Here is a 17,488-nt window from a genome sequence, read left to right on the forward strand (position 1 = left end):
GATTACGGCATCAGCACCTTGTCCACGACGTGGATCACGCCGTTGGACTGATACACGTTGCCGATCGTCACGGTGGCGACGCCGCCTTTGTCGTCCGTAACAGTCAGGTGATCGCCCTTCTGCATGACGGTCAGCGCGTCACCCTCGACGGTCTTGAGGGTGGCTTTGCCGCCGCCGTCCGACACGGCCTTCATGAGGTCCTGTGCGGTGAGCCGGCCGGGCACCACGTGGTAGGTCAACACCTTGACCAGCGTCGGCTTGCTCTCCGGCTTCAACAGGCCATCAACCGTACCGGCCGGAAGCGCAGCGAAGGCTTCGTTGGTCGGTGCGAACACGGTGAACGGGCCGGGTCCGGACAGCGTGTCGACCAGGCCGCCCGCCTTCACAGCGGCGACGAGCGTGGTGTGGTCCTTCGAATTGACGGCGTTCTGGATGATGTTCTTGGACGGATACATCGGAGCGCCGCCCACCATGACGGTTGCTTCGCTGCCGCTCATGGCTGCGGTCGCTACGGAGGCATAACCGCCAGAGATGATTGCGAGGGAAAGCAAAACACCAGACAACCCAGCCAGTTGATACTTTTTCATTGTTGACCTCAATCGTGGCGCTTCGCAAATTGGAAGCAACCCAGATACGAGCGAAACTCGCTGTCGGATGCACGAGCGACTCGTGCAACCACGCAGGAGTGGATTGCGCTGAGTTGAAACGACTTTGCGTCGGAAAAAATACACGACGCATTTCCTACTCACAGTGACCTGTGAGAACAGTGCAAGGTCGATACCTCGCACGTGACCCCCAGGTGTCATGCGCTGCCCGGCATCCTCCTGTTGGCCTTGGACCGGCTGCTTGGCGCGACGGCGCCAGTGTGGCTTGGGGGCACGTCCGGGGCTCGTTGGATCAAGACTGCCGGGATTGCAACGCCTTGCCGACGCACCCACGCCGGTAGCTCCGCACCGCTGCTTGCTTGTGTGGTGATCCTTTCGACCGACCCAGGTGCGCAGTGCGCTTCCGCACGGATTGACTTCTGCATAGCCACCCCGACACAACGGCGACAGAGGTTCCTCTGCAAAAAAAAGCGTCATCGCATTTCTGCCTGAATGGTTTGGTACCGCCGTTTGCGCAGGAGTATTTGCAAGCGCAATGACATCCGCGCGCCAGAAATGCAAGCGTCCAGTCGTGCTGATACGCAGCAATTGATCGACGTTTGATACGGCACAAAGCTGACGCTGTTCGTCATGCCAGTATTTATCTGATCCGCCGAGAAACCCGCTTCGCATGTCATGCCAGGTCAGTGCTTGCACAGCCATGTTCGATGCGATGCAGATGCATCGGCTTGACACCCTTGGAGACACAACCGCCATGAACGCCGCATCCCAAAGCCACAGCCTTCAGGGTCGCCCGACTGCGCGTGATATCCGCGAAATCATCGGTCCATTCGAGACGGAAGTGCTAACCCGGATCCTCGACATCGAACCCAGTATCGAGGACGTACAGCTTGCCTATAAGTGGCTGCGCTCTGACGAGCACCTCATCCGCGGCATGGACATCGAACTCTCCGGCAAGGCCAAGTTGATCTACGAGCTGCTTGACGCCGAGTTTCCGGATTTCGATGCATCCGGACACGGTTTCTAGGTTCGCTTTGCAATACGCCTCGGCACCCGTGCCGACCTTGGCCAACCGCCACGATGGAGCAACGCATGGTCAACAACACTGCGCACGTTGTCTGGTTCGAGGCATTGCGACGGACCGACGTTCCACGAGTCGGCGGCAAGAATGCGTCGCTCGGCGAGATGGTGGCCACGCTTGCCTGCCAGGGCGTCAATGTCCCACCGGGCTTCGCACTCACAGCCGAGGCCTTCTGGCGCTTCGTCGATGCAAATAGCTTGCAGCCGGTGATTGCTTCAGCGCTTGCTGACCTTGATGGCGGCAAGCTTTCCCTGGCAGAGGCCGGGCTCACCATCCGACGCGCCATGTTGCGCGGTGCATGGCCAGCAGAGACGGTTGAGGCGATCCGCCTTGCCTACGATGAACTGAACCGCCGAGTGGGCCAGACCGACATAGACGTTGCAGTGCGATCGAGCGCGACGGCCGAGGATCTTCCTGAAGCGAGCTTTGCCGGGCAGCAGGAAACCTATCTCAACATCCGGGGCGAACGTGCCCTGCTCGACGCTTGCCGGCGCTGCTACGCGTCGCTGTTTACCGACCGCGCAATTAGCTACCGCCAGGCAAAGGGCATCGACCATTCCAAGGTCGCATTGTCGGTGGGCGTGCAGCGCATGGTCAGATCCGATCTGGGGGGCGCCGGTGTCATGTTCACCATCGATACCGAGACGGGATTTGACAAGTCTGTCCTGATCAATTCGGCCTGGGGGCTTGGCGAAAACGTGGTCCAGGGCAAAGTGGAGCCCGACGAATACGAGGTCTACAAGCCGCTGCTGTCTGAGCCATCGTTGTCGCCGATCGTTGGGAAGAAGCTGGGCGGCAAAGGTCTCAAGATGATCTACACGAACGACGGCGACCACCCGACGAAGAACGTCCCGACATCAAAGGCCGAGCGTGCGAGTTTCGTCCTGAGCGACCACGAGATCCTCACCTTGTCGCGATGGGCGTGTGTGATCGAGCAGCACTATGGCCAGCCGATGGACATTGAATGGGCAAAAGATGGTGTCACCAGTGAGGTGTTCGTCGTGCAGGCCAGGCCAGAGACGGTCGAGTCGCGTCGCGAAGCCAGTGCGGTAAAGACGTGGCATATCAAGAAGACCGGTCGCAAGATCCTGTCCGGTGTCAGCATTGGCGAAGCCGTCGCGGCGGGCAAAGTCTGCATCATCGAAAGCCCGCGCGACATGGAGCGCTTTGTCGATGGCGCCATTCTCGTCACCCAGACGACAGACCCAGATTGGGTACCCGTGATGCGGCGGGCCGCCGCCATCATCACCGACCAGGGCGGCCGCACATCGCACGCGGCCATCGTCAGCCGCGAACTGGGGCTTCCGGCCATCGTCGGCGCTGGCAACGCGACGCATCTTCTGCATGACGAGCAGGAAGTCACGGTGTCCTGCGCGGAAGGTCGGGAAGGGTTTGTCTACGAAGGCATTGCCGACTTTGCGGTCGAAGAGATCGATTTCGGCAGTATCCCTGCAACGCGCACCCAGGTCATGCTGAACCTCGCCAATCCGGCGGCAGCGTTTCGGTGGTGGCGAATCCCGGCGGACGGCGTTGGGCTGGCACGCATGGAGTTCGTGGTGAGCAACCACATCAAGATCCACCCGATGGCCCTTGCCCGCTTCGACACGCTCAAAGACGAAGACGCCAAGCAGACCATCGCAGCGATGACTGCAGGTTATGAAGATCGCACCGAATACTTTGTCGACCGCCTTGCGCGTGGATTGGGACGGATCGCCGCGGCCCAGTATCCGCACCCCGTGGTCGTGCGCATGAGCGACTTCAAGACCAACGAATATGCGCATCTGATCGGAGGGGCGGAATTCGAGCCGAAGGAAGAAAACCCCATGCTCGGATTCCGCGGAGCGTCACGGTACTACTCGCCCCGCTACCGGGAGGGCTTCGCGCTCGAATGCCGCGCCATTTTCCGCCTTCGCAATGAGATGGGCTTCAAGAATGTGGTTGTCATGATTCCCTTCTGCCGGTCGACAAAGGAGGCGGACCGCGTGCTGGAAGTCATGGCGCAAAACGGTATCCGGCGCGGCGAAGCCGGCCTCAAGATCTACGTGATGTGCGAGATTCCATCCAACGTGATTCTGGCGAAGGCCTTCGCGCAACGCTTCGACGGATTCTCAATTGGCAGCAACGATCTGACGCAACTGACGCTGGGCGTTGACCGCGACTCGGCAGATCTCGCGGAGCTTTTCGATGAACAGGACGATGCGGTCAAGTGGATGATTCAAAGCGTCATCACCAAGGCCCATGAGGCTGGCGCCCACGTCGGTCTGTGTGGCCAGGCACCCAGTGACCACCCCGAGTTTGCCGCCTTCCTTGTCGAGTGCGGCATTGATTCCATATCGGTGAGTCCGGACAGCTTCATTGCGGTCAAACGCACTGTGGCCGCGGCCGAGAGCGCTGCACCAAACACCCCGTGATACCGCCGCCATTCGGGCGGCCTCCCCTCCCAGACCACACGCTGACATCTCCGATGTTCAGGCGTTGCGCTTTGTCACCCGTACCGCAGTCACCTTGTATTCCGGCGCATGCACCAGCCGGTCGCGCACCGGAGACGTCAATCGGTTGATCAATAGATCCGGACGATGGAAGCTGCAGAACAACTGTCCGCTTTGCATTGCATCGCTGATGCGCAACGGCAGGATCGCGGCACCGTACCGGCTTGACACTTCGACCATGTCGCCTTCCACCAGACCATGGCATGCCGCATCTGCAGGTGCCATGTCCAGCGTGTCCGATGGCTTCAGCACTGCATTGGGGGTGCGGTAGCTCATCGTGCCGGCGTTGAAGTGGTGCAGCACCCGACCGGTGGTCAGCAGGAAGGGATAAGCGTCGCTGGTCTGCTCAGATGTGGGCACGTATGCAACCGGAACCAAGGCGGCAGTCTTGCTGCCGAAGAAGCGTTCCCGATGCAGCACGGCTGTGCCTGGATGCGTTTCGTCCGGGCATGGCCAGTGAAGATCTTCGCGCTCCAGGCGCGCATACGCCAATCCAGCGCCATCCGGCCAGAGCGACCGCACTTCATCCCAGATCTGCTGTGGAGTCTCGAACTCGAAACCCTTCGGCTTGCCCATTCGCGCAGCGAGCGCCTGGATGGTCCACCAGTCTGGACGTGCTTGTCCGGGGGGCGTGGTGACAGCGTGGACACGCTGCACCCGCCGGTCCGAGTTCATGAAGGTGCCCTCCTTTTCGAAGGCCGATGCCGCCGGCAGGAAAACCGTACCGAACGCTTCAGCGGTTTGATTCACGAACAGATCCTGCACGATCACCAGATCAAGCGCAGCCAGTGCAGCCGCGGTTGCCGTTGCGTTGGCCAATGAAAGATAAATGTCATAGCCCATTACCCACAGCGCCTTGAGGTGGCCCGCCCTGGCGGCATCCATCATTTCCAGGACGTCCAGGCCGCGGCCGGTTGGCAACTTGTGCGCCCAGATTTGCTCGAAGCGGGAGCCGGCCTGGCTGATCGACTGCGAGCCGGTGAGTGTGGCCGGGTCACACCCCATCTGCGCCGCACCTTGCACGTTGTTCTGACCACGTAAGGGGTTGATGCCGCTGCCGGGCTTGCCAAGGTTGCCTGTGAGCAGGGCCAGGTTAATGAGTGCCATCACGCCTTCACTGCCCTGCAGGTGTTCGGTTACGCCAAGGCCATGGAAACACATGGCGGGCGGGTTGTCGGCATAGATTCTTGCTGCAGCACGGATTGCATCAGCGGGCACGCCGCACACCTCGGCCATGCGCTCTGGAGCGAAGGCTGCAACATGCGCGGCGAAAGTATCGAAGCCGCTGACCCGCTCGGTCAGAAATGCCCGATCAATACGTCCCTCTTCGATCATCGCGGCCGCCAGCGCATTCAATAGCGGTACGTTGCAGCCCATGCGCACGGGCAGATGGACATCGGCCAACGCCGCCAGCTCGGTACGGCGTGGGTCGATGACAACAAGCCGCGCCCCTTTGAGCACCGCCTGCTTGATGCGCGCCCCGACGACCGGATGGTTTTCTGTCGGATTGGCGCCGCAGATCAGGAAAGCGTGCGCCTGCTCGATGTCGTCGAAGCTGTTGGTGGCCGCGCCAACGCCAAGCATTGATTTGAGGGCCTTGGCGCTGGGTGTGTGGCAAACACGTGCGCAGCAGTCAACGTTGTGTGTCCCCAGCACTACGCGGGCAAACTTCTGCGCCAGATAGTTCTCCTCGTTGGTCGCGCGCGAAGACGCCAGCACGCCAACCGCATCGCTCCCGTACCGCGCAATGACAGCCTGCAGTTGTGTGGCCGTGAAATCGAGCGCCTCGCCCCAGCCCACCGCCTGCCACCGTCCGTCACGGCGAAGCATGGGCTGAGTGGCACGGTCCGAGGCGTGGTTGTGCTCGAACGCGTAGCGCCCCTTCACACACAGGTGGCCACGATTCACTGGCCGATCCGCGGGGCGCACGGCGACCACACGGCCGTTGGCGGTGCCCACATCCATTTGGCAGCCGACCCCGCAATACGCACACGTCGTTCTTGTCCAGGCAGTCGGTTTGGAGACGATTCGCTTATCAAACAGGGCACCGCTGGGGCACGTGTCGACACATGCACCGCAACTCACACAGCCTGCGCTGAGCAGCGTTGGCCCCTTGCTGATGGCAACGCGTGTTGTATCGTCGCGCCCAGCCATCTCCCAGATGAACTGGCCCTGCACCTCCTCGCAAATGCGGACGCAGCGTTCGCAATAGACGCAGCGATCCATGCCGACCCCGAGGTACGGGTGGCTGTCGTCCCGGAACAGCCCATCCTCAAACTTGCCGCCCGGCGGTACATCATATTTGGCCAGCAAGCGGTGAAACGGGTGACGCGGGTCTGCCGCATAGGCGGTTCTCGGGTAGCGCGCAGCGATCAGCTCCAGGTTCGTACGGCACAGAGCGTCGAGCGCAACGCTGCGCGTCTGTACGACCATGCCTTCGGCAACTTCGGTGGAGCAGCTTGCAACGGGACGGGTCTGCCCCTTCACATGCACGATGCAGAGACGGCATGCGCCGGAAGGTATCAGCCGGTCGTCGTGGCACAGGTGTGGAACCGTCTTGCCAGCCGCCGACAGCGCATCAATCAGTAATGCGCCCTCGGCCGCCTCACACGCCGCACCGTCGATGGTCAATCGAACCATGATTGGAACTCCGACGGATAGTGACGCCGCACGGACTGGACAAACTCGGCCAATCCCCGCCCGTGCCCGCAGAGGCTCGTTTCCGCCAGCGCCTCGATCAGGCGTCGGAAGCGGCTGCCGTCGATCGGCATGCCGTTTGCCGCTGCCTGTGCCATGGCTGCCAGAATGGGCGTGCCCAGATGACAGGGTGTGCATTTCCCGCATGACTCGCGACTACCAAAGCGCAAGACCTGCACGACGATGTTCGCAATTGACGTGTCGTCCGAAAACGCGATCATGCCGCCATGCCCGACAGCGCAATCGATGGCCTGCATTTCCTCGTAGCCAAGCCGTGTGTCGAGCAGCGCGGGTGGCACGATGCCGGCCAACGGCCCACCAACCATCAACCCCCTCAGCCTGCCGCGGCGCAACCCTTGTCCGAGTTGATCGACGACATCCGCCAGACGGATGCCGAAATCCACCTCGTAAAGCCCGGGCCTGCGAAACAAGGAGTTCAGCGACAGCAGTTTGGTGCCCCGGCTCTGCGAAAAACCAAGTGCGGCATAGGCGGCGGCGCCGTGGGTCACGATCCACGGGATTGCGCACAGGGTCTCGACGTTATGCACGAGCGTGGGGGCACCGAATAGACCGCGTGCGCTGATCTGCGGCGGCCGCGGCCGGACTTCCGGGCGGCGCCCTTCCAGCGCATTCAATAGCGATGTCTCTTCTCCGCAGATGTAGGCGCCCTGCCCTACGACCAATTCAAGTTGGAATGTCGGAAGAAGCCAGCCAGCCGACCGGGCCTGTTCCAAGGCCTGCGAGACCACTTGCACCGCTTCCGGATACTCTTTCCGGATATAGAGATAGCCGCGCTGTGCGCCGACAGCATGCGCGGCAATCGCAGCGCCTTCAATGAGCCGAAACGGATCGTCCTCCAGCAGGAAGCGATCCGAGAACGCTCCTGCGTCCCCTTCGTCAGCATTGACCACGACATACTTGATGCAGGCTTCAGCATTGGCAACGGCTTGCCATTTGATGCCTGCGGGGAATGCGGCACCACCCCGCCCCCGCAATCTAGACGCCTGCACCAGGTTGACCAACGCTTGCGGCGCCATCTGCCTGGCCATGGCAAGCGCATCACCGCCGCCACCGCTGCGATAGGCCGTCAGATCGCGCACGCCGCCGCGCAGCACGTTGCCCAGCAGCACAGAATGGCTTGCATGCTGACCGACGTGCGGACGGACATCGTGTGCGCCATCACTCGGTGCGTCATAGCATTTGCCGAGGCAGTAGAGGGCAGGCGTCTGGGTGGCCGCGATCTGCCAGCGGTCTGGCCGATCAGCGCGAGCAGCGAAACAAGCCAAGCCAGCACAAGCGCACTCGCTGATCCTGCTGTGCTCGAGGTGGTAGAAGCCGTGCGTGGCGGCATGCCGTTGCGCCGGCTCTGGCATGTGAAGTCCAGGAAGCACGCTGGACTCGCGCTCCGTGGCGGACGTCTGAGCATCCAAGACAGCCGCCATACAGCCGTCGCCGTTAGCGGGTGTCGGGTCTGTTTGTCGCCGATGCCGCAACAACCGCCGGCGAAGCACATCTCGCAACACTGGCTTCATGTTCGTGGCCGCAATGAAGGAACAGAATCATTGTTCGCCAGCGGTCTGCGTGCGGCTTGATACCGGTCAAGCCACGGCTTGATATCCAACCGTGATAGCGCTGCGGCTACGCTGGTTCAGTCTTCCGCGACCAAAAATGTCCGGGCCGCCGCCGAGGTCTGTGCGGAGCTTCGCAGCGCCTGAAGGGCCTGTCGCTCGGCACGCCGCACTTGTGCGGTGGTCATTCCCGTTTGCCGGGCGACTTCCTCGTGACTGGACTGCCCGCCACCACCAATGCCGAAACGCAGGCGCAGCACCATGGCTTCGATAGGCGTCATCGAGCCGAGAAGAGACTCTACGAACTCGCGCATGCGCGCATCCACCAGAACCCCAAACGGGTCCGGCGAAGCGCGGTCTTCGATCAACTCCACAAGTTGCGTGTCGCCCTCGGCCACAGGCGAGTCTAGAGAGAGTGGTTCACCCGGCACAGCCAGGAGCATGGGAAGGGTGTCGCCCTGCAAGCCTGCTTCGCCTGCCAAGTCTGCCAAATCTGCCATTACGGCTTGGCGACCTGTGCGCTGACGGATGCGATCCGCTGCGCGGCGCACGCGTCCGAGTTTTTCGCTCACGTGCACCGGCAGTCGAATCGTGCGCGCCCGATCTGCAACCGCACGGGTGACCGCTTGCCGAATCCACCACGTCGCGTACGTCGAGAACTTGAAACCCCGCTGCCATTCGAACTTTTCGATGGCCCGCATGAGCCCAAGCGTTCCCTCTTGTACCAAGTCTGCAAGGTCCAGCCCACGGTTCTGATGCCGCTTGGCGATGGATAGGACCAACCGCATGTTGGCCTCGACCATCTTGCGCGTCGCACGACGGATGCGCGATTCCGCTTCCGTCAATTCCCTGGTGAGGGCCATGCTGTCGCGGTGCAGAGCTACAGCTTGGCCGGTGAAGGTGTGGCGATCCACTTGCGCCCGCATGAGCCGAATGACGTCTTCGACAAGCCGTGCAGGCCGCTCGCTGGCTTCGAGCAAAGCGAGCACACTCTCTCGGGCACGCCGGTAAGCGGGCGCCTCCGTGCCCTTCACGCTCGCACGGCGCAGCGATCGCAACATGGACGCCTTCGCCAGACGGATGTGCTCAAGCATGGCTGCGTTGCCGCCGACGGCCTGGATATCGACTTCGCCCACCCATTCTTCGAGCGCATGCGGCCAACCCGCGAATATCCGGAGGATGGCGCGACGCCCCGCCTCGATCTCCTTGGCCAGCACGATCTCTTCGTCCTTGGTCAGCAGTGCGACGGCATGCATGCGCTGGACATACACAGCGAGCGGGTCCGCAGATACGCCCGGATAGATCGCCTCTTCCAGAAACCTGCCGGCCTCCTCAAGCACGTCGTGATCGGGACGAACGAGGTGGGTGTTGGCAAGCGGATCAACGTCCTTCGGCGGCTCCTCAAATACAGGGATGCCCATCTGCGCGAGCGCATCCGTCAAGCCTTCGAGCGATGGCGTGTCAGTCGGCAATGCGTCGGCAATATCCGAATGGACCAGATAGCCTTGATCTGCGGCGAGTGCCACCAGACGGCGCATCGTTTCGGTATGGCTCTGCGCCTCGTGGGCGCGGTTTTGGGGGTTCATCTGGAGTGCGGGGCGCTTCCCGCGATGCGGCGTGGAGGGTATCTGCCTCCGGGTTCAGGCCACCTGATGATCTGCGAACACCTGTTCGCACTGGCTTGCCTCTTGAGAGCACATCTGGGGATGTGGGCCCCTGTTTCAATTGCGGCCAACCCGTTTTTCAAAGCTCGCCAACATCGCGCCTTACGGCCTTTCCCATGCAGAGTCCAGCGTGTTTGCAAAGTGCATTCCATCGCACTATTGCACAAGCATGCGCCGGCCCATCCTGCTTTCTGTTGTGTGCCCGGAAGCCTATATTGAGCTGGGGGGGGCGCAATGGACACATCGCAGATCATCCACAAGACCGCCAGCGACTTGCGGGTCAGGCCAAACCTTGCGGACTACGAAGCCGAGTGCCGGCGCTTTTCCTGGGATGCGGTCAGCCATGAGTTGACCGGCCTGCCTTCACGGATCGTGAACATCGCATGGCACGCGGTGGACAAGCGTGCAAACCGTGAGGAAGGTGAGCGGATCGCCTTCCGCTTCCTTGCGGCCGGCATGCCTTGCCGTGATGTCAGCTACACAGAGCTGTGCGCGCAAACCAATCGTTTTTGCAATGTGCTGCGCGCGCTCGGCATCGGTAAGGGCGAGCGACTCTTCATCCTTGCCGGACGCATTCCGGAACTCTATGTCGGTTTGCTGGGCGCGCTGAAGAACGGCACCGTAGTCTCCCCTCTTTTTTCGGCATTTGGTCCGGAGCCGATCGCTACACGCATCAATCTGGGTGCCGGCACGGTCCTGCTCACAACCGACGCACTCTACGCTCGCAAGGTTGCCAAATGGCGCGACCGTATGCCCAGCCTGAAACACGTACTGCTGGTGGCCGAAGACGGCGGGCAGACGTCCGAGCCAGGAACACTCGACTTGGTCTCGCTGCTGCGCAGTGCCCCGGATGCGTGCGATCTCACGCCAACCACCGCGGAAGACATGGCGCTGCTGCACTTCACCAGTGGCACGACGGGCACGCCCAAAGGCGCAGTCCACGTGCATGGTGCAGTCGCGACGCATTGGGCAACCGGCAAGTACGCGCTGGACCTGCACGCCAGCGACATCTACTGGTGCACCGCCGATCCTGGCTGGGTGACAGGTACGTCATACGGCACCATTGCTCCGCTGCTGCACGGGGTGACCTCCATCGTCGACCGGGAAGAATTCGACGCCGAACGTTGGTATGGCGTCCTGCGTGACGAGGATGTCAGCGTCTGGTACACGGCGCCAACGGCAATCCGCATGTTGATGAAGGCCGGGCCGGAGATGGCGAGACGATACGCGCTGCCACGGCTTCGCTTTATCGCCAGCGTGGGAGAACCATTGAACCCGGAAGCCGTTTGGTGGGGCAAAGAAGTCCTGGGCTTGCCGATTCACGACAACTGGTGGCAGACAGAGACCGGCGGCATCATGATCGCCAACACCCCTGCCTTTGACATCAAGCCCGGTTCAATGGGGCGCCCCCTGCCAGGCGTCGAAGCGGCAATCGTGCAGCGCGACGAAAATGGAAGCGTGAGCGTCATCCATACGCCCGACAGGCAAGGGGAACTCGCGCTCAAGCAAGGGTGGCCGTCCATGTTCCGCGGCTACCTCAATAACGAAGAGCGCTATCGCAAGAGCTTCTCCGGCGAGTGGTACCTGACGGGCGACTTGGCCAGGCGCGATGCAGACGGGTACTACTGGTTCGTTGGCCGCGCCGACGACGTCATCAAGTCTGCGGGGCATCTGATCGGCCCGTTCGAAGTCGAGAGTGCGTTGATGGAGCACCCGGCGGTGGCCGAAGCAGGCGTGATCGGCAAGCCAGACCCAGTGGTTGGCGAAATGGTGAAAGCCTTTGTCTCGCTCAACCCCGGGTTCGAGCCCAGCGACAACCTGCGCCTGGAACTCCTCGGTCATGCCAGGACACGCCTGGGCGCAGCAGTCGCCCCCAAGGAAATCGCCTTTCTGGAGCTGCTGCCGCGAACGCGCAGCGGCAAGATCATGCGACGCTTGCTCAAGGCGCGCGAGTTGGGCCTGCCTGAAGGCGATACGTCGACGCTGGAGGGCGGAACATGACCGGCATCGACCACCCCGCTCCGCAACCGCCGACCGGCCCCGTCCCCTACGACGCGACATTCGCAAAGGCACTGCTGCGTGACATGCTGCGTATTCGCCGGTTTGAAGAGAAGTGCGCAGAGCTTTACGGTGCGGGCAAGATCCGCGGATTCCTGCACCTGTACATCGGCGAGGAGGCTGCAGGGGTGGGCGCCTTGCATGCGCTATCGGCTGAAGACAACATCGTCGCAACCTATCGCGAACATGGTCATGCGCTGGTGCGCGGCATGGACATGGGCGTGCTGATGGCAGAGATGTATGGCAAGCGCGAGGGTTGCGCACGAGGGCGTGGTGGTTCGATGCATCTGTTCGACCATAACCACCGGCTGTTTGGCGGTAATGCCATTGTCGGCGGCGGCCTTCCGCTCGCCGTGGGCCTGGCGTTGGCAGAGAAGATGCAGCACAGCAATCGCATCACCGCCTGCTTCTTTGGCGATGGTGCGGTGGCGGAAGGTGCTTTCCATGAATCGATGAATCTGGCTGCGCTGTGGAAGTTGCCACTGCTGTTCTGCTGCGAAAACAACCTCTATGCCATGGGCACCGCTCTGGAGCGCCATCAAGCCCAGACCGATCTGTGCGCCAAGGCTGCCTCCTATGCCATGGCAGCGCAATCGGCCGATGGCATGGATATCGTTGCCGTGCATGAAGCTGCAAAGGACGCCGTCGCCCGCATCAGAAGCGGCGATGGTCCGGGGTTCCTGGAGTTGAGGACCTACCGCTTTCGCGCCCATTCGATGTACGACCCCGATCTCTACCGGCAAGCCGCAGAGTTGCAGGCCTGGAAGGCGATCGGGCCAATCCATACGTTTACGGCACGCCTCAAGGCCGAGGGCAAATTGACGGAGGAGGCGTTCCTCGCTCTTGACGCTGCAGTGAATGCGGAAGTGGCCAAGGCAGAGGCTTTCGCAGACGCCGGCACCTGGGAACCCGTGGACGACCTGCTGAAAGACGTCTATGCGCCCGCCGGAGCCGCGCCATGAGCCGCCGCCTCACCTACCGTGACGCGTTGCGCGAAGCCCTGCGTGAAGCACTCCTGAGCGATCCGCGTGTATTCCTCATGGGCGAGGATGTCGGCCGCTATGGCGGGTCTTATGCGGTTTCAAAAGGGCTGTTGGCCGAGTTCGGCCCGGAGCGCATACGCGATACACCACTCTCGGAACTTGGGTTCACCGGCGCTGGCATTGGCGCGGCGTTGGGCGGCATGCGCCCCATCGTCGAAGTGATGACCGTCAATTTCAGCCTGCTGGCACTCGATCAGATCGTGAACACGGCAGCTCTGTACCGGCACATGTCGGGCGGGCAGTTTTCTGTGCCACTGGTGATTCGTATGGCAACCGGTGCCGGCCGGCAGGTTGCCGCGCAGCATTCGCACAGTTTCGAGGGCTGGTACGCCGGCATTCCCGGCATCAAGGTGGTGGCCCCCGCCACCATTGAAGATGGACGCGGCATGCTTGCGCCCGCATTGGCCGATCCCGATCCGGTTTTGATCTTCGAGCATGCCGGGCTCTACAACATGGAGGGCGAGTTGCCGGACGCCGCCGATGCCGACACCGGCATCGCCGACATCCACTCTGCACGCATCCGGACCGAAGGCAAGGATGTATCGATCATCACCTACGGCGGGTCGCTGCCCAAAGCACTGCAGGCAGCAGAGATGCTCCTTGCAGACGGAATTGCAGCCGAAGTCGTGGACTTGCGCTCGCTTCGACCGCTCGACGATGCCGCCATCATGGCATCGGTTGCAAAGTGCCGCCGGGCAGTGATCGTTGATGAAGGATGGCGCAGCGTCGGCTTGGCCGCCGAGATCATGGCGCGCATTGTCGAGCAGGTGTTCTATGAACTAGACGCTCCCGTTGCCCGGGTCTGCACTGCCGAGGTGCCGATTCCGTACGCAAAGCATATGGAAGATGCCGCACTGCCGCAGGCCAGCCGCATCGTCGATGCGGTCAAGCAGATGGTTTCATGAACGCACGCCCTTGCGCAGCAACCCGTGCGGAGGCTACATGATCGAGTTCACGCTGCCCACCCTGGGCGCTGACATGGACGAAGGGACGTTGCTGGAATGGCTGGTCAAGCCCGGTGACGTCGTCAAGAAGGGCCAGATCATCGCCGTGGTGGATACCAGCAAGGCCGCGATCGACGTCGAGAGTTGGCACGACGGCACCGTCGCCGAGCTTCTGGTCGAGCCCGGCACGAAGATTCCGGTTGGAACGCTGATGGCGACATTCCTAGAGCCGGGGGAGGCGCCAGGGGCCGTCACGCATTTGCATGGGATCACGCGCGCTGCGGCCTCCGTGCCTCGGCCAGAGCACCGCCATATGATCTCGCCCGCAGCACGTCGTGCGGCGCGAGAGCGCGGTATCGACAGCAGCACCATCGTTGGTACGGGTCACGGCGGGGTTGTCACATTGGCTGACATTGAGCACGCTGCTCAGGCAAACGCCGCAGTGCCGGGCGGAAAATCAGCCGACATCCGCAAGACCATTGCCAGCGCCATGACGCGCTCCAAGCAGGAGATACCGCATTACTACGTGGCAGAAACGATCCCAATGGCAACCATGCTGAATTGGCTTGCAGTGGAGAATGCCAAGCGTCCATTGGCTGAACGTTTGTTGCCTGCAGTTGCACTCATCAAGGCCGTCGCGCTTTCGCTCAAGCAATTTCCGGAGCTCAATGGATTCTTTCGCGGCGGCAACTTTGAAGCGTCGAGGGCCGCACACATCGGTGTAGCGATCTCATTGAGGCAAGGTGGTCTGATCGCCCCGGCGTTATTGGACGCCCATGCCAAACCTCTCACCCGGTTGATGCAGGAACTCACGGATCTGGTCAAGCGCTGCCGGGCCGGATCATTGAGAAGTGCCGAGATTTCTTCCCCCACCATCACCGTGACCAATCTCGGCGATCAGGGGGTTGCACAGGTGTTCGGCATCATCTATCCGCCACAGGTTGCGTTGGTCGGCTTCGGCCGCATCGCGGAGCAACCATGGGCTGAGAACGGCGTGCTGAAGATCATGCCAGCCGTTACTGCAAGCCTCTCGGCGGATCATCGGGTCTCCGATGGCCACCGAGGGGCCCTCTTCCTCACAGAGCTACGCGAACAGCTGCAACACCCGGAGGCGCTGGACCAATGAACGAAGGTGACATCCGTGCGATCGTGATCTCGGCGCTGCGAGCAATCGCCCCCGAGATCGATGCCGCTACGCTACGTGCCGACCGGCCCTTGCGCAGACAGGTAGACCTCGATTCAATGGATTGGCTCAACTTCCTGTTGGGCTTGCATGACAAGCTGAAAGTCGAGATTCCCGAATCCGACTATGCACGCCTGGTGACGCTGGATGATGTCGTGGCCTACATCGCCAAGGCAAGCGCGTCCACTCAACCCCGGTAGCCCCCGTTGTTTTTGCAGGCAATATCGTCGCCGCGGGCCCGCTCCGCCTCACTTCTCGAGCGTGCCCCCCGCCCGAGCAACCACCGACCGGTCGCCCTTGCCCCGGAATCGGCATGCTCAGCAGAAGCATGCGGGTCGACCATCAACGATCGGCAACACGGACAGCACATCGTCCAATTCCGCATCCGGCCTGAAGATCGTGACGCCCTTGAGCCGCAGCTGCCACGCATGAAAGAGCAGCGACTCAACATAGCCGCAGGATGTGTCAGTGGGGACAAGGACCGTCTTGGAGATCGAAGCATCAACGAACGGCTGCAGCGTCGCCACCATGCGCAGATGGTCAAAGCCATCGACTTGCCTCGCGGTGACGAAGTAGCCAGGCAACATGGCACGCTGTCCATACTGCGCACGGAAGCTCCGATAGGCGCGGTTCTCTACGCCATACAGCAGTGGTGCGCCATGCTGAATGCGCACTCGACGTTGATACACCCAGTCGAACGCTGGCTCGATGCCACTGGAGCAGTTGTCTCCGAACGCAAGACTGACACTCCCGGTGGGCGCGAGAGACAGCAGGTGGCTATTGCGCAGGCCATGCCTTGCAATGGCTTCTCGCACAGCCCGTGGTAGCGAAGCGCTGAAGTGCCCGGATGCCAGGCTACGCTCGGCCTGAAACAGCGGATACGGCCCGCGCTCGCGCGCAAGCTCGGCAGAGGCTGCGTACGCGTTGTCGCGCACGCAGCGCGCGATCTGAGATGCCATGTTTCGTGCCTCAGGAGCACCGTAGGGCAGACGCATCATTGTCAGCGCATCGGCAAGCCCGGTCACGCCTACACCGATCCTGCGCTTGGCATGGGCCTCCTGCCTATGTTCAGCCAACGGCCAGCGGGTGACATCGATCGCGTTGTCGAGCATTCTGACTTGAATGCGCACTACCCGGCTCAATCCGATGAAGTCGAACATGGGTGGCCCGCCCGCGCCAAACGGGCATCGCACCCACCTTGACAGATCGATGGGGCCAAGCACACAAGCGCCCCATGGAGGCAACGGTTGTTCACCACATGGGTTGGTCGCCGAGATGGTTTCAATCCCAGCAAGGTCGTTGCCTGCGTTAATCGTGTCGATGAAGAGTAGGCCCGGTTCTGCGCTATGGCGCGCCGCTTCCGCAAGCATGCGCCAGAGTTGCCGTGCGGGTATGACTGCGTAGCACCAGCTTCCGTCAGGCAGCACGTGGGCGCCCTCTTCCAACCGCCGAGCATTAGGCGCAGCGCGATGTTGCAGCTGCCACAACCCATCATCGGCAACGGCTTGCATGAAAGCATCGGTAACAGCCACCGATATGTTGAACGTTGACCAGCGCTTTCGTCCGCGCTTGGCGGCGACGAACGCTGCGAGGTCGGGATGGTCACAGCGCAGCACAGCCATCTGCGCCCCTCCTCGCGTGTCGCCTCGTGCCAGCGCCACACACGTTCGATCGAAGGCATCGATGACCGCACAGACGCTCTCCATGCCGCCATTTGATGTTGCCTGCTCGGAATCGACTGGGGCGATGACCGAGAAATCGTAGCCCACCCCGCCACCCATCTGCAGCGTGACGCGCGCCTTCTGCAAAGCGTGTTCAATGTCAGATGCATCTGCAACAGGCTGTCCGCTCAGCGCGACAGGATGAACGAAACAATTCACCATCGTTCCTGACTTCGCACCTCCCGCGTTCGCCATGATCCGCCCCGCGCCAATGGCACCTTGCAGCAGGTTGGAGTAGAACAAGCGAGTGACACGCGTGCGAAGTTGGGGATCCTCCGCAGCAGCAAGGGCACGCGCGACGCGTTTGAAGACGTCCTCGCATGTTGTCTCGCCTGGAGCGAGATAACGATCCGCCAACACAGCGGCGCCCAGAGGCGATGCTGGCATTCTCGGGATCGAATGCTTTGCCCGCATCGACATGCTCCATAGCATGGA

12 protein-coding genes are annotated in these 17,488 nt (G+C 61.9%); 7 read left to right on the forward strand and 5 right to left on the reverse strand.

All coding sequences use genetic code 11. The features are described from left to right. Positions 1-2 precede the first annotated feature (2 nt). Positions 3-587, reverse strand: a complete 585-nt coding sequence (locus tag ACTJK6_RS10405; RefSeq protein WP_232039594.1) for a fasciclin domain-containing protein — start codon at positions 585-587, stop codon at positions 3-5. Positions 588-1,359: 772 nt separating this feature from the next. Here ACTJK6_RS10405 and ACTJK6_RS10410 point away from each other — a divergent pair. Together ACTJK6_RS10410 and ppsA are read left to right on the forward strand one after the other, a co-directional pair. Next, positions 1,360-1,632 (forward strand): hypothetical protein, encoded by a 273-nt coding sequence (locus tag ACTJK6_RS10410; RefSeq protein ID WP_232039596.1) that lies wholly within the window; start codon positions 1,360-1,362, stop codon positions 1,630-1,632. Between the two features lie 65 nt (positions 1,633-1,697). Continuing rightward, positions 1,698-4,097 (forward strand): phosphoenolpyruvate synthase, encoded by a 2,400-nt coding sequence (gene ppsA / locus ACTJK6_RS10415; RefSeq protein WP_260801658.1) that lies wholly within the window; start codon positions 1,698-1,700, stop codon positions 4,095-4,097. Positions 4,098-4,154: 57 nt separating this feature from the next. Here the strand turns inward: ppsA and fdhF are convergent, their stop codons facing one another. The 3 genes from fdhF to ACTJK6_RS10430 all read right to left on the reverse strand — a co-directional run bounded on the left by fdhF (position 4,155) and on the right by ACTJK6_RS10430 (position 9,978). After that, positions 4,155-6,815, reverse strand: coding sequence for a formate dehydrogenase subunit alpha (fdhF, locus tag ACTJK6_RS10420; RefSeq protein ID WP_440839309.1), 2,661 nt, complete (start codon positions 6,813-6,815; stop codon positions 4,155-4,157). Then, complete coding sequence (locus ACTJK6_RS10425) at positions 6,803-8,245, reverse strand: NADH-ubiquinone oxidoreductase-F iron-sulfur binding region domain-containing protein (protein ID WP_440838974.1); 1,443 nt, start codon at positions 8,243-8,245, stop codon at positions 6,803-6,805. Before ACTJK6_RS10425 ends, fdhF begins: the two co-directional genes overlap by 13 nt. 275 nt (positions 8,246-8,520) lie before the next feature. Then, complete coding sequence (locus ACTJK6_RS10430) at positions 8,521-9,978, reverse strand: sigma-70 family RNA polymerase sigma factor (RefSeq protein WP_440838975.1); 1,458 nt, start codon at positions 9,976-9,978, stop codon at positions 8,521-8,523. Between the two features lie 360 nt (positions 9,979-10,338). On the opposite strand from ACTJK6_RS10430, the gene acsA reads away from it, so the two are divergent. From acsA to ACTJK6_RS10455, 5 genes are read left to right on the forward strand one after another with little or no spacing between them, the layout of a single operon-like run. Beyond that, positions 10,339-12,105 carry an acetate--CoA ligase gene (gene acsA, locus ACTJK6_RS10435; RefSeq protein WP_440838977.1) on the forward strand — a complete coding sequence of 589 codons (1,767 nt, stop codon included), beginning with the start codon at positions 10,339-10,341 and terminating at the stop codon, positions 12,103-12,105. Next, positions 12,102-13,124 (forward strand): pyruvate dehydrogenase (acetyl-transferring) E1 component subunit alpha, encoded by a 1,023-nt coding sequence (gene pdhA / locus ACTJK6_RS10440; RefSeq protein ID WP_260801654.1) that lies wholly within the window; start codon positions 12,102-12,104, stop codon positions 13,122-13,124. Before acsA ends, pdhA begins: the two co-directional genes overlap by 4 nt. After that, positions 13,121-14,110 (forward strand): alpha-ketoacid dehydrogenase subunit beta, encoded by a 990-nt coding sequence (locus tag ACTJK6_RS10445; RefSeq protein WP_440838978.1) that lies wholly within the window; start codon positions 13,121-13,123, stop codon positions 14,108-14,110. The genes pdhA and ACTJK6_RS10445 overlap by 4 nt, the downstream gene beginning before the upstream one ends. Positions 14,111-14,147: 37 nt before the next feature. Continuing rightward, positions 14,148-15,275, forward strand: a complete 1,128-nt coding sequence (locus ACTJK6_RS10450; RefSeq protein WP_260801652.1) for a dihydrolipoamide acetyltransferase family protein — start codon at positions 14,148-14,150, stop codon at positions 15,273-15,275. Then, positions 15,272-15,532: an acyl carrier protein gene (locus ACTJK6_RS10455; protein WP_232039611.1), complete on the forward strand. Its 261-nt coding sequence runs from the start codon at positions 15,272-15,274 to the stop codon at positions 15,530-15,532. Before ACTJK6_RS10450 ends, ACTJK6_RS10455 begins: the two co-directional genes overlap by 4 nt. A 117-nt stretch (positions 15,533-15,649) precedes the next feature. On the opposite strand, the gene ACTJK6_RS10460 is transcribed toward ACTJK6_RS10455, so the two are convergent. After that, the gene (locus tag ACTJK6_RS10460; protein WP_440838979.1) at positions 15,650-17,485 is read right to left on the reverse strand and encodes an adenosylcobalamin-dependent ribonucleoside-diphosphate reductase; all 1,836 of its coding nucleotides are present in this window, start codon (positions 17,483-17,485) and stop codon (positions 15,650-15,652) included. Positions 17,486-17,488 lie beyond the last annotated feature (3 nt).

The sequence above is a fragment of the Ralstonia sp. 22086 genome, assembly GCF_052045975.1.
In the GTDB taxonomy this organism is placed as follows: domain Bacteria; phylum Pseudomonadota; class Gammaproteobacteria; order Burkholderiales; family Burkholderiaceae; genus Ralstonia; species Ralstonia wenshanensis.